The 13,457-nt window shown below is 68.6% G+C and carries 12 protein-coding genes; 6 read left to right on the top strand and 6 right to left on the bottom strand.

Annotated elements, in window-relative coordinates; all coding sequences use genetic code 11:
* Positions 1–65: 65 nt before the first annotated feature.
* Entirely contained in the window at positions 66–941 is an 876-nt protein-coding gene (locus AC0IZS_RS16475) for a GntR family transcriptional regulator (protein ID WP_471636581.1), read from the bottom strand.
* An 81-nt stretch (positions 942–1,022) separates the two neighbouring features.
* Between AC0IZS_RS16475 and AC0IZS_RS16480 the strand changes: the two genes are divergently transcribed.
* Genes AC0IZS_RS16480 through AC0IZS_RS16500 form a run of 5 tightly spaced genes read left to right on the top strand, consistent with a single transcriptional unit; the run spans position 1,023 to position 7,284 of the window.
* The gene (locus AC0IZS_RS16480; protein WP_471636582.1) at positions 1,023–2,183 is read left to right on the top strand and encodes a C45 family autoproteolytic acyltransferase/hydolase; all 1,161 of its coding nucleotides are present in this window, start codon (positions 1,023–1,025) and stop codon (positions 2,181–2,183) included.
* Between the two features lie 36 nt (positions 2,184–2,219).
* A complete protein-coding gene (locus AC0IZS_RS16485) occupies positions 2,220–3,797 on the top strand; it encodes an ABC transporter substrate-binding protein (RefSeq protein WP_471636583.1) in 1,578 nt (525 codons plus the stop codon).
* Positions 3,798–3,833: 36 nt separating this feature from the next.
* Positions 3,834–4,790, top strand: a complete 957-nt coding sequence (locus AC0IZS_RS16490) for an ABC transporter permease (RefSeq protein ID WP_471636584.1) — start codon at positions 3,834–3,836, stop codon at positions 4,788–4,790.
* An 11-nt stretch (positions 4,791–4,801) separates the two neighbouring features.
* Positions 4,802–5,617, top strand: coding sequence for an ABC transporter permease (locus tag AC0IZS_RS16495; protein WP_471636585.1), 816 nt, complete (start codon positions 4,802–4,804; stop codon positions 5,615–5,617).
* Positions 5,618–5,655: 38 nt separating this feature from the next.
* Positions 5,656–7,284, top strand: coding sequence for a dipeptide ABC transporter ATP-binding protein (locus tag AC0IZS_RS16500; protein WP_471636586.1), 1,629 nt, complete (start codon positions 5,656–5,658; stop codon positions 7,282–7,284).
* 69 nt (positions 7,285–7,353) lie between these two features.
* On the opposite strand, the gene AC0IZS_RS16505 is transcribed toward AC0IZS_RS16500, so the two are convergent.
* Positions 7,354–7,974: a VOC family protein gene (locus AC0IZS_RS16505; RefSeq protein ID WP_471636587.1), complete on the bottom strand. Its 621-nt coding sequence runs from the start codon at positions 7,972–7,974 to the stop codon at positions 7,354–7,356.
* Positions 7,975–8,199: 225 nt separating this feature from the next.
* On the opposite strand from AC0IZS_RS16505, the gene AC0IZS_RS16510 reads away from it, so the two are divergent.
* A complete protein-coding gene (locus AC0IZS_RS16510) occupies positions 8,200–9,921 on the top strand; it encodes an ABC-F family ATP-binding cassette domain-containing protein (RefSeq protein ID WP_471636588.1) in 1,722 nt (573 codons plus the stop codon).
* An 80-nt stretch (positions 9,922–10,001) separates the two neighbouring features.
* Here AC0IZS_RS16510 and AC0IZS_RS16515 read toward each other — a convergent pair whose 3' ends face one another.
* The 4 genes from AC0IZS_RS16515 to AC0IZS_RS16530 form a co-directional block, all read right to left on the bottom strand.
* Entirely contained in the window at positions 10,002–10,586 is a 585-nt protein-coding gene (locus tag AC0IZS_RS16515; RefSeq protein ID WP_471636589.1) for a YceI family protein, read from the bottom strand.
* A gap of 73 nt (positions 10,587–10,659) precedes the next feature.
* A complete protein-coding gene (locus tag AC0IZS_RS16520; protein ID WP_471636590.1) occupies positions 10,660–11,232 on the bottom strand; it encodes a YceI family protein in 573 nt (190 codons plus the stop codon).
* A 62-nt stretch (positions 11,233–11,294) separates the two neighbouring features.
* Positions 11,295–11,870, bottom strand: coding sequence for a cytochrome b (locus AC0IZS_RS16525; protein ID WP_471636591.1), 576 nt, complete (start codon positions 11,868–11,870; stop codon positions 11,295–11,297).
* Between the two features lie 308 nt (positions 11,871–12,178).
* The gene (locus tag AC0IZS_RS16530) at positions 12,179–13,456 is read right to left on the bottom strand and encodes a heme biosynthesis HemY N-terminal domain-containing protein (RefSeq protein WP_471636592.1); all 1,278 of its coding nucleotides are present in this window, start codon (positions 13,454–13,456) and stop codon (positions 12,179–12,181) included.
* Position 13,457 lies beyond the last annotated feature (1 nt).

The raw sequence follows: 13,457 nt of genomic DNA on the forward strand, positions 1-13,457 counted from the left end.
TATTATGTTTTTTGTTTTAACAAAAATCAATACGCCAGCGCGAAGCCTTCGCGCACTGCGTCCGCTCAGGCTTTGGCGGGAGGGCGCAGGCGGCTGGCCACGTCGAGGTGGCGCTGCATCAGCAGCGCGGCCAGCTCCGTGTCGCCGGCCTGCAGGCGGTCCAGCATCTCCAGGTGCTCGCGGCAGTTCACCTGCATGCGCTCGGGGCCATACTTCCAGTCGTAGTTGGACAGGCGGCGCAGGCGGTTCTGGCGCTGGATGTCCATGTGGAAGAAGCGGTTGCCCGAGGCCGCGGCGACCCCCTCATGGAAGGCGGCATTCATCTCGAAAAAGGCGATGCTCGACGAATCCTCCGACAGCGTGCGCAGGAACTCCTCGTGCTGGCGCCGCATGTCCAGCGCCCAGGCGGGCGGCAGCGCAAACCCGGGCTCGCGGATGGCGGCCGGCTCGATGACCATGCGGTAGCGGTAGCTCTCGTGGCGCACGCTGGCGTCCCAGGCGCCCGTGGCAAAGCGCCAGCCATAGCCCAGCTTGGGCTCGATGGCGCCCAGGTCGGCCAGGCGCTCCAGCGCATTGCGGATGGCCGGGCGGCCCAGGGCATAGGCCTCCATCAGTTCCTTCTCGGAGACGTACTCGCCCAGGTTGCCATGCTGGCGGTCGTAGGCAATGCGCCGCAGCAGCTCGTCGCTGCCATCGGCCGCCTCGCGGGCGGGGGAGGGCAGGGGCGGCAGGCGCAGCAGCTCCACCCCGCGGTGTGGCTTGCGCTCGGCAAAGCCCTGCTGGGCGAGGTGGTCGAGTGCAGCGCGCACCGGCGTGCGCGAGACGCCCAGGCGCTCGGCGAGCTGGTTTTCATTGAGGCGCGCACCGGTCGCCAGGCCGTCCTCGTGGATGAGGCGGCTGATGCGGTCTGCCAGCTCCAGATGCAGGGGGGTAGAAACCATAGCTTGAAACAGTTGATGTTTTTTATTCTACAAAATACAATTCAGTCCATCGATCAATGATCGCTCACTCCACCCATCGCCATGGACCAGACTTTCCCTTGGGGCGCACAGCTGCCCATTCCTTCCTGCCCGTTGATCGAGGTCCGCGGTGCACCGCGCGAGCGTGGCCGCCAGTATGGCGAACAGGCCAAGGCGCGCATCCTGCGCGGCATCGCACATTACTCCACCCAGCTCGAAGGCAGCAAACTCGGCTGGCCCGAGATCGGCACGCTGGTAAAGACCTTCGAGCCCACCATCGAAGCCTTCGATGCGGCCTACCTGGACGAGATGCGCGGCATCGCCGAGGGGGCCGGTGTGTCGTATGAAGCCATCGTGATGCTCAATGCGCGCACCGAGATCCTCAAGCTTGCCGACCGTCGCCGCAAGGGCCAGCCCGCGCAGATCGACCCCGACGGCTGCACCGGCGTGGTCGCGATGCCCGAAGCCACGGCCTCGGGCCGCGTGATCCATGCGCAGAACTGGGACTGGAAGGCCGAGTGCGCCGAGACAGCCGTGGTGCTGCGCGTGCTGCGCGACGACGGCCCGGACATCCTGACCTTCACCGAGGCCGGCGGCATGGCGCGCTCGGGCATGAATTCTGCGGGCATCTCCATCACCGCCAACTACCTGGAGTCCGACCGGGACTACCGCCAGCTCGGCGTGCCCCTGGCCCTGCTGCGCCGCAAGGCGCTGGAGCAGGTGCAACTGGCACTGGCCATGCGCATCGTGTACTGCACGCCCAAGTCGGCGTCCAACAACGTGATGGTCTCGCACGCCACGGGCGTGGCCATCGACTTCGAATGCGCGCCGGACGAGACCTTCCAGATCCACCCAGAGCGCGGCGTCATCGTGCATGCCAACCATTTCCAGAGCCCGATTGCGCTGGCCAAGATCAAGGACATGGGCATCGTCAACACGCCCGATTCGCTGTACCGCGACCTGCGCGTGCGCGCCTTGGTCGAGCCGCACATCGGCGCGCTCACGCGCGAGCACATCAAGGCCGCGCTGTTCGACGACTTCCAGTCGCCCTGGTCGGTGTGCCGCCCGCCACGCCCCAACTCCAGCAGCAACCTCTCGGCGACGGTGGCCATGGTGGTGATGGAGCCGGCCCTCGGCGAGATGGAAGTCGCCATGCTGCCCGCGCTCAGCCGCCGCTTTGAGGCCTACCGCCTGGACCTGGAACGCCACCTGGCGCTGGCCTGAGCGCGTTCGCTTGCCCCACGAAGAAAGGACCCCGAGATGACTACTGCTCCCTCGCGCTGGCTGTCCAAAGGCCTGGCCCTGCTCGCCGGCTTCTGCGCGGTTGGCCTGGCCCAGGCCCAGCCGCAGGCCGATACCCTGCGCATCCGCCTGAATGCCGACATCCGCTCCACCGACCCCGGCGTCAACCGCGACAACAACACCGACGCGGTGATGATGCACGTGCTGGAAGGCCTGGTGGCCTACCGCGAGGACGCTTCCGTGGCGCCGCTGCTGGCCCAGTCGGTCGCGACCTCGGCGGACGGCAAGACCTACACCTTCAAGCTGCGCCAGGGCGTCAAGTTCCACAACGGGGCTCCGCTCACGGCCGATGACGTGGTGTTTGCCTGGAACCGCTACATGACCCCCGCCAACAACTGGCGCTGCCTGGCCGAGTTCGACGGGCGCGGCCTGGCCAAGGTGGTCAAGGTGGATGCGCCCGATCCGGCCACCGTGGTCTACACGCTGGACAAGCCCTCGGCGCTGTTCCTGGCGACGCTCGCGCGTGTGGACTGCGGCGGCACCGGCATCTACCACCGCAGCTCGCTCGAAGCCGACGGCAAGTGGCGCGAGCCCGTGGCCACCGGGCCCTACAAGCTCGGCGAATGGAAGCGCGGCCAGTACATCGAACTCCTGCGCAACGACGGCTACACGGCGCTGCCCGGCCCGCGCGACGGCAACACCGGCGCCAAGGTCGCCGAGACGCCCAAGGTGCGCTTCATCATCATCCCCGATGCCTCGGCCGCCAAGGCCGCGCTGTTCTCGGGTGGCATCGACCTGAACTACGACATCAACGACGAGGACATGGCCGAATACAAGGGCCGCAAGGACGTGCTGATGGAGACCCAGGCCACCATGAACGTGCAGGGCCTGCTGTTCCAGACGCGTGACCCGCTGCTCAAGGACGCGCGCATCCGCCGCGCCATCGCGCTCGCGCTGGACATGCCCGAACTCGTGGCCGCCGTCACGTCGGGCAATGCCCCGCCCAGCCGCTCGGTCGTGCCCACGCCCAGCGCCTTCTACAAGAAGCCGCAGGCCGCGGTGCCGCCGCGCAACCTGGCGCTGGCCAAAAAGCTGCTGGCCGAGGCCGGCTACAAGGGCGAGCCCATCAAGATCCTGGCCACCAAGCGCTACAACAGCGTGTTCAACATCGCCGTGCTGACCCAGGCCATGGTGCAGGAGGCGGGTATCAAGGCCGAGGTCGAGGTGCTCGACTGGGCCACCTTGCTCGACCGCTATACCAAGGGCAACTACCAGGCCATGGCCTTCACCTTCTCGGCCCGGCTGGATCCGGCGCTGTCGTACGAGATGGTGACAGGCCCCAAGGACAAGCAGCCGCGCAAGGTGTGGGACGAACCCCTGGCCCACGAACTGCTGGCCAAGAGCATGGAGACCAGCGACGCGGCCCAGCGCCAGGCGCTGTTCGACAAGCTCGAAGCCCGCATGCGTGAGGACGTGCCCGCGATCTTCATGTACTCGGCCGTGAACACCAGCGCCGCCCGCTCGTACGCCAAGGGCTACAAGGGCTGGGCGCTGGGCACGCCGCGTGCCTGGGGCGTGGCGCTGCGCGCACCGTGATCCCGATGGCCTGCTGATCTGATCCCTCGACACACCATGGGTTCCTCCTTCCCCGCCTATGTTGGCCGGCGCCTGCTGTGGACGCTGCCGACCCTCTTTCTCGTGAGCCTGATGGTCTTCGTGCTCATGCGCCTGGTGCCCGGCGATCCGGCGCTGCTCATCCTCGGTGACAGCGCCACGCCCGAGCAACTGGCCGACCTGCATGCCCAGTTCGGGCTCGACCGGCCGATCCCCGTGCAGTTCACGCTGTGGCTCGGCAAGATGCTGCAGGGTGACCTGGGCCACTCCATCACCAGCGGCGAGGCCGTGCTGCCGCTGCTGCTCGAGCGCTTCCAGGTGAGCGCCGCCATCGTACTCGTGGCGGTAGCCCTGGCCGCGCTGCTGGCCGTGCCCGCCGGCCTGCTGGCCGCGTGGAAGCAGAACAGCGTGCTCGACACCATGGTGGTGGCCGCCGCCACGTTCTTCCTGTCCATCCCGAGCTTCTGGCTGGGCCTGCTGCTGCTGCTCTTCGTCGGGCTCAAGCTCGGGCTGGTGCCGGTGGTGGGCTACGTGCCGTTCAGCGAGGACTGGCGCTCGGCGCTGACCTTCCTCATCCTGCCGACCATCACGCTGGCGCTGATCGAGCTCGGTATCCTGACCCGCATGGCGCGCGCCAGCGCCGTGGAGGTGCTGCGCCTGGAGTACGTGACGCATGCGCGGGCCAAGGGCCTGTCGGAGCGGCGGGTGCTGCTGCGCCACGTGCTGCCCAATGCGTTTGCGCCCACCTGGACCATGATCGGCCTGGTGCTGGGCAACCTCTTGGGCGGCATCGCGGTGCTGGAGACGGTGTTCACGCTGCCCGGCCTGGGCCGCCTGCTGGTGGATGCGATCTTTGCGCGCGACTACCCCGTGGTGCAGGGCTGCCTGCTGTTCACGGCCGCCATCTACGTGCTCGTCAACCTCGTGGTGGACCTGTGCTATCCCCTGTTCGATCCCCGGGTGTCCGCGTCATGATGAAGCGCCTGATGAAACGTCTGCGTACCAACGCCCTGATCGGTGGCCTGCTGGTGTCCCTGGTGGGCGCCATGGCCCTGCTGTCCGTGTTCTGGACGCCGTACAACCCCATGGGCGTGGCGCTGCGCCAGCGCCTGCAGCCGCCCTCGGGCAGCTACCTGCTGGGCACCGACGAGTTCGGGCGCGACATCCTCTCGCGCCTGATGGCCGGGGCCGGCACCAGCCTGCTGGTGGCCGCGCTCACCGTGGCCCTGGCCCTGGTGCTGGGCGTGGTGATCGGCCTCGTGGCCGGCTACTTCCGCGGCTGGCTGGACCGGGTGCTGATGGTCTTCAACGACGCCATGCTGGCCTTCCCCGGCATCCTGCTGGCCCTCGGGGTGATGGTGATCGTGGGCGCCAACCAGTGGGGCATCATCGTCGCGCTGGGCCTGGCTTATGCGCCCACGGCGGTGCGTGTGGTGCGCGGCTCGGTGCTCTCGCTGCGCGAGAAGGAGTACATCGAGGCCTCCGAGGTCATCGGCAACTCCGGCCTGCGCACGGTGTTCGCCCACATCCTGCCCAACTGCGTGGCCCCCCTGGTGGTGCTGGCCACCTCCATGTTCGGCTGGGTCATCCTGGCCGAGAGCGCGCTGAGCTTTCTGGGCCTGGGCGTGCCGCCGCCCGCGCCCACCTGGGGCAACATGCTGGCCTCAGGCCGGCCCTACATCGAGACCGCCGCCTGGCTGGGCATTGCGCCCGGCGCCTGCATCGCGCTCACGCTGCTGGGCGTGAACCTGCTGGGTGATGCGCTGCGCGACTGGCTCGATCCGCGCATGGAGCACCGCTGATGCGGCCATCGTCCTACCCTTTGGCGGAAAGAACCGACATGACGACCGAGAAGAACCCGCTGCCCCTGCTGTCCGTGCGCGAGCTCACGGTGCATGGCCCCCATGCCCGTCCGCTGCTGGACGCCGTTTCGTTCGACGTGCCCGCTGGCGGCGTGGTCGCCCTGGTGGGCGAGTCGGGCAGCGGCAAGACCATGGCCGGGCGCGCCGTGCTCGGCCTGCTGCCGCCCCAGGTGCGCCAGAGCGGCGGCTGCGTGCTGCTGCAGGGGCGTGATGTGGGCGCCTTGTCGGCGAACGAACTGCGCGCGCTGCGCGGCTGCGACGTGGGCATGGTGTTCCAGGAGCCCATGGTCTCGCTCAACCCGGCCATGACCATTGCCGAGCAGCTCTTCGAGGGCCTGCGCCTGCACGAGAAGCTGAGCGTGGCCCAGGCGCGCGAGCGCGCCATCGCCATGCTGCGCCGCGTGCAAATCGCCGACCCCGAGCGCTGCCTGGCCGCCTACCCGCACCAGTTCTCGGGCGGCATGCGCCAGCGCATCATGCTGGCCTCGGTGATGCTGCTCAAGCCGCGTCTGTTGATTGCCGACGAGCCCACGACGGCGCTCGACTCCCTGAGCCAGCGCGAGGTGATGGAGATCATGGCCGAGCTCACGCGCACCGAGGGCACGGCGGTGCTGCTGATCACACACGACCTAGGGCTGGTGGCGCGCTACGCGCAGTCGGTGGTGGTGCTCGAAAAAGGCCGGCTCGTCGAGGCCGGCCCGGTGCGCAGCGTGCTCACGGCGCCGCGCCAGGCCTACACCAAGAGCCTCATCGATGCGCTGCCCCAGCGCAGTGCCCAGCGTCCGGCACGGCCCGCACAGGCGCCGTTGATCGAGGCCAAGGACGTGCATGTGAGCTTTCCGGGCGCGCGCCAGGGCTGGCTGTCCAAGGCAGCGCCCAAGCTGGCGGTGCGCGGTGTGTCCCTGGCCATCCAGCCGGGCGAGGTGGTGGCCGTGGTCGGCGGCTCGGGTTCGGGCAAGACCACGCTGGGCCGCGCCATGATTGGCCTGTTGCCCGTGGCGGACGGCGATGTGTGCTTTCGCGGCACGCCGCTGGGCCGGGCCGATGCGGCCGGGCGGCGCGACTTCCGCCTGGCCTGCCAACTGGTGTTCCAGGACCCGTATTCCTCGCTCGACCCGCGCCAGCGCGTGCGCGACATCGTGGCCGAGCCGCTGCGCCACGGCCCGCCGCTCACGCGCGATGCGCTGCAGGCCACGGTGGACGCCATGCTCGACGAGGTGGGCCTGGCGGGCTTTGGCGAGCGCTACCCGCACGCCCTGTCGGGCGGCCAACGCCAGCGCGTGGCGATTGCACGGGCGCTGGTGCGCAAGCCCGCCTTCGTGGTGGCCGACGAGCCCGTTTCGGCCCTGGACATGACGATCCAGAAGCAGGTGCTCGAGCTGCTCAGGCGCCTGCAGGCCGAGCGCGGCTTTGGCTGCCTGTTCATCTCGCACAACCTGGCCGTGGTGTCCGAGATCGCCGACCGCATCATCGTGATGGAGAACGGCCGCATCGTCGAGGAGGGCAGCGTGGCCGACATCTTCGACCGGCCGCAGCAGCCCTACACCCGGGCGCTGCTGGAGGCTGCGACCACCAGCGACCTGCTGGCCGAGCTGGACGCGGTGTAGCCACCGGCCTGCGTAAAAAAGCGAAAGGCGCCGCCCGCGAGGGTGGCGCCTTTTTTACGGGGCCGGGGCTCAGGCCTTGGCGAATTCAGGCCGGTCATTGGTCTGGGGCTTGAGCGGCTCGGCCGCCTTGCCCTCGGCGCGCTCCTTGCGCCACTGCTCCTTGCGGGCCGTCCATTCCTTCAGGCGCGCATGGGCCACCGTGCTGTCCTTGGCCATGGCATTGGCGTCGGCCAGCTGCGCCGTGAGCTCCAGGCGGATGCCGTTGGGGTCGAAGAAATAGATGCTCTTGAAGATGTGGTGGTCGGTCACGCCCAGCACCTCGATGCCGAAGGCCTCCAGGCGCTCCTTGGTGTTCTGCAATTCCTGCACCGTGTCCACGCGGAACGAGATGTGGTTCACCCACAGCGGCGTGTTGGGCGAAGGCTCGGCCTTCACGTCGTCGCCCAGGTCGAAGAAGGCGATGAACGAGCCGTCCTTCAGGCGAAAGAAGAAGTGCGTGTACGGGCAGTACTCGCCCGTGCTGGGCACGTGGTCGCTCTGGATGATGTGGTACAGCGGCAGGCCCAGGATGTCCTCGTAGAACTGGCGTGTCTCCTCCGCGTCGCGCGCCTTGTAGGCGTAGTGGTGCAGCTGCTGGAAGGCGGCAGGTGCGGGCAGGCTGGCGAGGTCGGGCTTCAGAACGGCATTCATGCGGTTGTCTCCTTGGGTCCATGCGGGTGTCGATGTGGAAATTCTACTATTCGTAATCAATTTACGTAAAGGGAATTTTGAAGGTGCGGGTATTTGCGGTACATTGCGCCTCTCGCCAACCACCCGGGGTGTTTTCACCGATGCGCCTGTAAGCCACTTTCACGCTGTTCCGCTCCTGCCTTTTTGCGCAGGTGCGGCTTGATGGTGACCGTGGAGTTCTCAGGCATGGCGACGACCAAGCATTCGGGCCAGCGCGCCCGGGGCGACAGCGAGGCTGCTGTCGCTTCTGCTTCCCTTTCTTCTTCTCTTTCGCTCCAGTTCCAGGACGTTGTCTGGACGCTGCCCGATGGACAGCCCTTGTGGAGCCAGCCCCTCGACGTGGCCCTGGGCGCCGGGTCCACCGGCATTGTGGGCGCCAATGGCGTGGGCAAGAGCGTGTTCCTGCAACTGCTGCTGGGCCGGCTGCAGCCCACTGGCGGCACGGTGCTGTGCAACGCGCGCCTGCATGCCGTGGCGCAGGAGGTGCAGGGTGGCCCCGGCAGCACCGTGGCCGCCCTCGCAGGCCTGGCGCCCGTGCTGCAGGCCCTGGCGCGCCTGGAGGCGGGCCAGGGCACGCCCGAAGACCTGCTGCGGGCCGATGGCCAGTGGGACCTGCCCGCGCGCTGGCAGCGCGCGCTGCAGGCGCTGGGCCTGGGGCATCTGCCTGCCGACGGCGGTGCGGAACGCCTGAGCGGCGGCGAGCGCATGCGCGTGGCGCTGGCCGGGGCCTTCGTCTGCGACGCCCAGGTGCTGGTGCTCGACGAGCCCACCAACCACCTGGACCGCAATGCACGGCGCTGGCTGCTGGACCAACTGGCGGCACGGCAGGGCGGCACGCTCGTGGCCAGTCATGACCGGGAACTGCTGGGCGTGGTGGATGCCATCGTGGAGCTGTCGCCCGCCGGGCTGCGGCGCTACGGCGGGAACTGGGCCTTGTATGCGGCGCAACGGGACCAGGAGCGCGCCGCCGCGCAGGCCGCTCTCGACCATGCACGCACCGAGCGCGACCGGGGCAGGAAGGCGCTGCAGCGTGACCACGACGCGCAGCAGCGCCGCACCGCGCAGGGGCGCCGGGTGGCACGCAAGGCCAACCTCGCCCCGATCCTGCTGGGCCGCATGAAGAACAGCGCCGAGGCCCATGCCGGGCATGAGCATGAACGCCAGCAGGAGGCGCGCGGGAAGCTGGATGCAGCCGTGCGCGATGCCGCCCGCCAGGCACCACAGCAGGCACCCGTGGCACTGGCCCTGCCCGAAAGCAGCGTGCCCGCCGGCAAGCAGGTGCTGGCGCTGGAGCAGGTGCGGGCGCCGTTTGCACCGAAGGCCCTGCCCGCCCTCGATGGGGTCTGGTGTGGCCCCGTGCGCATCGCGATCACCGGGCCCAATGGCTGTGGCAAGAGCACCCTGCTGCGCCTGGTGGCCGGGCAGGTGGCGCCTGCATCGGGCAGCGTGGTGCGTGGCGTGCGCGCGGCCTGGCTGGACCAGCACAACACGCAGGTGCTACCGCCGTCCGCAAGCGTGCTGCAGCGCCTGGCCGAACTCGGCTCGCCCTTGCCCGAGGCCACGCTGCGCATGCGCCTGGCGCAGTTGGGGCTGGATGCTGATCGCGTGCAGCGGCCCGCCGGGGTGCTCAGCGGCGGCGAGCGCATCAAGGCCGCGCTGGCCTGCGCCCTGTGGTGCGGCGAGCCGGCGCAGATGCTGCTGCTGGACGAGCCCACCAACCACCTGGACCTGGCCTCGGTGGAGGCCTTGCAGGCAGCGCTGCAGGGTTTCACCGGGGCACTGCTGGTGGTCTCGCACGACCTGCATTTTCTGCAGGCGGTGGAGCCCACGGCGGTGTGGGCCTGGCATGCCCAGGGCTGGCGGCTCGATGCGCCGATGAGCGTACTGGAAGCCGCTGAGCCCCCGTAAAAAAGCCACCCGCTGCAAACCGCTGCGGGTGGCTTCGCGTCGAAACGGCAGGCGGCAAGCGCCTGTCGCTGCGCAGGGGATTACTGCTTGATGGCTTCGATCTGCACCACCAGGCGCACGTTCTTGGGGAAACCCCATTCCACGCCGTAGTTCAGGCCCCACTGGGTGCGGTCGATGGTGGCTTCGAAGTCGCCGCCGCAGACTTCACGCTTGAGCATGGGGCTTTGGTAGCAGTTGAACTGTGTGGCCTTGAGGGTCACGGGCAGGGTCTTGTCCAGCAGCGTCAGCTGGCCGGCCACTTCGCTGACCTTGTCGCCGTTGAAGGTGAACTTGTCGGACACGAACTTGATGGTCGGGTACTTGGCGGCGTTGAACAGGTCAGCGCTTTGCAGGTGCTTGTCGAACGGGGGCGTGCCGGAGTTGATCGACGTGGTGTCCACGGTGATCTCCACCTTGCCGGTCTTGCCGGCGCGGTCGAACTGCACAGTGCCTTCCTTCTTGTCGAAGCGGCCGCGGTTGGTCGTTGCGCCGAAGTGGCTGATCTCGAACGTCACAAAGGTGTGCGTCGGATCGATGGCGTATGCGGCGCTCTGGGCCTGGGCTGCGCCCGTGGACAGAACGGCGGCTGCGGCCAGGGCGAGCAGGGCGAACGAAAACTTGCGCATGTAAACAACTCCTGAAAAAGGAAGGGTCAAGGGGACAGGGAACGGGAACGCGGAAAAGGCAGGCGCAGGGTGATCAGAGTTTGCCCACGCCAGTGAGGGCCAGCTTGAACTTGACGGTCACGTCGTCGGCCACCATGGAGGTGTCGGCCCATTCGTTCTCGCCGATCTTGAAGGCCAGGCGCTTGATGGGCAGGGTGCCGGTGGCCGTGGTGGTGGCACCGCTCTGGGCCAGTGTCACGGGCACGAGCACGTTCTGGGCATTGCCCTTGATGGTGAGCTTGCCGGCCACTTCGAACTTGCCACCGCCCAGCGCCTTGATGCTGGTGGACTCGAACGCTGCCTGGGGGAACTTGGGCACGTTGAACCAGGTGGGCTTGGGCAGCTCGGCATCGGTCTCGCGCGAGCCCAGCGTGGCGCTGCCGGTGTCCACGGTGAAGCTGATCTTGCTGGTATCGGGCTTGGCCGGGTCGAAGGCCACCTTGGCATCGAACTTCTTGAAATGGCCTTCGAGCGGCACGCCCATCTGGCGCGCGGTGAACTGCACCTCGCTCTGTGCGGGGACCAGTTGCTGCTGTGCGAAGGCGGACGGTGCGGCCAGCGCGGCGGCGCCCAGCACGAGGCTCAAGACGAAGGAAGATGCTTGCATGAAGGCTCCTGAAAGATCGGTGCGGAAGAACAGGGAAGAGGGCGGGGGACTGGGGCGGGGGCTCAGCGCGGGCCGGGCAGCATGCGGCCGATCAGGCCGTCGCGGTCGATGAACTGGTGCTTGAGCGCAGCGGCCACATGCAGCACCACCAGGCCCGCCATGGCGAAGGCGGTGTACTGGTGCCAGGGCTTGATGGCTTCGGCCAGCTCCTTGCTCACGGGCACGAAATCGGGCAACTGCCACATGCCGAGGAAGACGATGGGGAAACCCGCCGCCGAGCTGTAGGCCCAGCCGATCAGCGGCACGGCCAGGAACAGCGCGTACAGCAGGCCGTGCGTGGCATGGTGCGCCAGCGCCTGCCAGCGCGGCATGGCTTGCACCATGGCCGCCGGCAGGGCCGGGGGGCGGTGCGTCAGGCGCCAGAGGATGCGCAGCACCGACAGCGTGAGGATGGTGACCCCGGCCCACTTGTGCCAGTTGTAGAGTTTGAGGCGCGCTGGTGAGAAGGGCAGGCTGGTCATGTACAGGCCGACGCAGAAGGCACCGATCAGGGCCAGGCCCAGCACCCAGTGCATCAGCATGGCGGTGCGGGTGTAGCGGGCCGGTCGGCTGGTGGAGGGCGGCGTGGAGTGGGGCATCGTGGTGGGATCGGCAGTGGGGTGGCGGGCAGGGGTGGGCAGCAAGCGGTGGGAGCAGGTTTTTCGGGCTGGCGCATCCGTCGCTGCCCCGCACGCCGCACCCTGTGCCGTGCGCACAAGGCCCCGCGATGAGCGCAGTGTAGGAAGCTGCCAGCGCCTTCGGCTTCAGCAGGATTGATGCTTCAGTTCAAAAAAACTGAATTGATAGGGGGCGAGCGCTCAAAGTTCCCTCTTGTTTGCCAAAAGGTGGGCGCAGAGGGATGGCCGGTAGATGGCCGGGGGATGGGCAGGCACCCCCGCCTGCCTGGTCAGCGGGCGAGTGCGGCTTTTTTCCAGGCCTCGGCGGCGGCGGCTTCGTCGTCGCGCTGTTCGGCCAGTTCCGCCAGATGGCGCCAGGCGCTGGCGCGCAGGCTGGCGTCGGAGAGCTGGTGGGCCGCCTGGGTCAGCAACTGCTGGGCCTTGCCCCAGAGCTGGCGCTTGAGGCAGGCCATGCCCGCCAGGTACTGCAGGCGCGCATCGCGCGGGTTGGCCTGTTGGGCGGCTTCGATGCGCGCCAGCCAGGGCGCGTCCACGGCGTCGAGGCCCGATTCGAGCGCGCGCACCAGCTTGAGCGCATGGTGTTCCGCCAGCGCATCGGGCAGTTCCACCATGCGCTCCCACACCGGCAGCAGCCAGGCGCGCACCTGTGTGGCGTCGCCACCCAGGGCGGCCATGCGCTGCGCGGCCTGGATGGCCAGCTCGGGCATGTTGCGCTCGGCGGTTTCCAGGTCGTCCCACACGCGGCGCAGTTGCGCCGTGTCATGGGCGCTCTGGATGAGTTCGGTGGCCAGGCCGCGCACGATGCTCTGTGCCGCTGTGGGAGAGAAGGCGCGGTGCTTGGCCAGCAGGCGGGCCGTGTCCAGCGCCTCCTGCGTGCGGCGGGCCAGCCGCGTGGCCTTGAGCTTGATGCGCAGCGCCAGCGTGCGGCGTGCAGCGCCCTGGGGCAGGGCGGCCAGCCATTCGAGGGCGGCATCGGCGTCGCGGTCGTCCAGCGTCCAGCGTGCGGCACGCATCTGAGCGCCTTCGCGCAGCTCCAGCTCCAGGGCCGTGCCGCGCGCGGGCGCGTCTTCCAGCGCGCGCTGCAGATGGCTGTCGCGCGTGGCGGTGTCCTGCAGGGCGTGCGAGCCCTCGGCCGCCACCAGGTGGGCCAGCGAGCGCAGCTGGTGGCTGTGCGGCACCGACTCGCCAGCGGCTGCCAGGGCATTTTCCTGGGCCAGTGCGGCCACTGCGGCCTTGCGCGAACGGATGAAGCGCCCGCCCAGCAGGTGCGTCATGGCGTCGAGCAGCGCGCTGTGCATGGCGCGTTCCTTCTGCTGCACGCGCCAGCGGCGCGCCTGGTGCGGCAGTTCCAGCAGGGCCGCCAGGGCCCGCAGGGCGGCATGCACGGTGACGAAACCGCCCACCAGCAGCAGCACCACCATGTTCAGCGACAGGTCGACGCGGTAGGGGGGCCAGTAAAGGGTGATCGTGCCCTGGTTGTTGCCTGCAAACAGCGCGGCCGCAACGGCCACGCCAAACAACGCCAGGAGCCAGAGTGCTGCGCGCATG

It is taken from the genome of Acidovorax sp. AC410, assembly GCF_979253235.1.

What these genes read in the sequence shown, in the direction of transcription:
- AC0IZS_RS16475 (WP_471636581.1), bottom strand. Translation starts at nt 941, where the DNA reads ATGGTTTCTACCCCCCTGCATCTGGAGCTGGCAGACCGCATCAGCCGC.
- AC0IZS_RS16480 (WP_471636582.1), top strand. Translation starts at nt 1,023, where the DNA reads ATGGACCAGACTTTCCCTTGGGGCGCACAGCTGCCCATTCCTTCCTGC.
- AC0IZS_RS16485 (WP_471636583.1), top strand. Translation starts at nt 2,220, where the DNA reads ATGACTACTGCTCCCTCGCGCTGGCTGTCCAAAGGCCTGGCCCTGCTC.
- AC0IZS_RS16490 (WP_471636584.1), top strand. Translation starts at nt 3,834, where the DNA reads ATGGGTTCCTCCTTCCCCGCCTATGTTGGCCGGCGCCTGCTGTGGACG.
- AC0IZS_RS16495 (WP_471636585.1), top strand. Translation starts at nt 4,802, where the DNA reads ATGAAACGTCTGCGTACCAACGCCCTGATCGGTGGCCTGCTGGTGTCC.
- AC0IZS_RS16500 (WP_471636586.1), top strand. Translation starts at nt 5,656, where the DNA reads ATGACGACCGAGAAGAACCCGCTGCCCCTGCTGTCCGTGCGCGAGCTC.
- AC0IZS_RS16505 (WP_471636587.1), bottom strand. Translation starts at nt 7,974, where the DNA reads ATGAATGCCGTTCTGAAGCCCGACCTCGCCAGCCTGCCCGCACCTGCC.
- AC0IZS_RS16510 (WP_471636588.1), top strand. Translation starts at nt 8,200, where the DNA reads ATGGCGACGACCAAGCATTCGGGCCAGCGCGCCCGGGGCGACAGCGAG.
- AC0IZS_RS16515 (WP_471636589.1), bottom strand. Translation starts at nt 10,586, where the DNA reads ATGCGCAAGTTTTCGTTCGCCCTGCTCGCCCTGGCCGCAGCCGCCGTT.
- AC0IZS_RS16520 (WP_471636590.1), bottom strand. Translation starts at nt 11,232, where the DNA reads ATGCAAGCATCTTCCTTCGTCTTGAGCCTCGTGCTGGGCGCCGCCGCG.
- AC0IZS_RS16525 (WP_471636591.1), bottom strand. Translation starts at nt 11,870, where the DNA reads ATGCCCCACTCCACGCCGCCCTCCACCAGCCGACCGGCCCGCTACACC.
- AC0IZS_RS16530 (WP_471636592.1), bottom strand. Translation starts at nt 13,456, where the DNA reads ATGCGCGCAGCACTCTGGCTCCTGGCGTTGTTTGGCGTGGCCGTTGCG.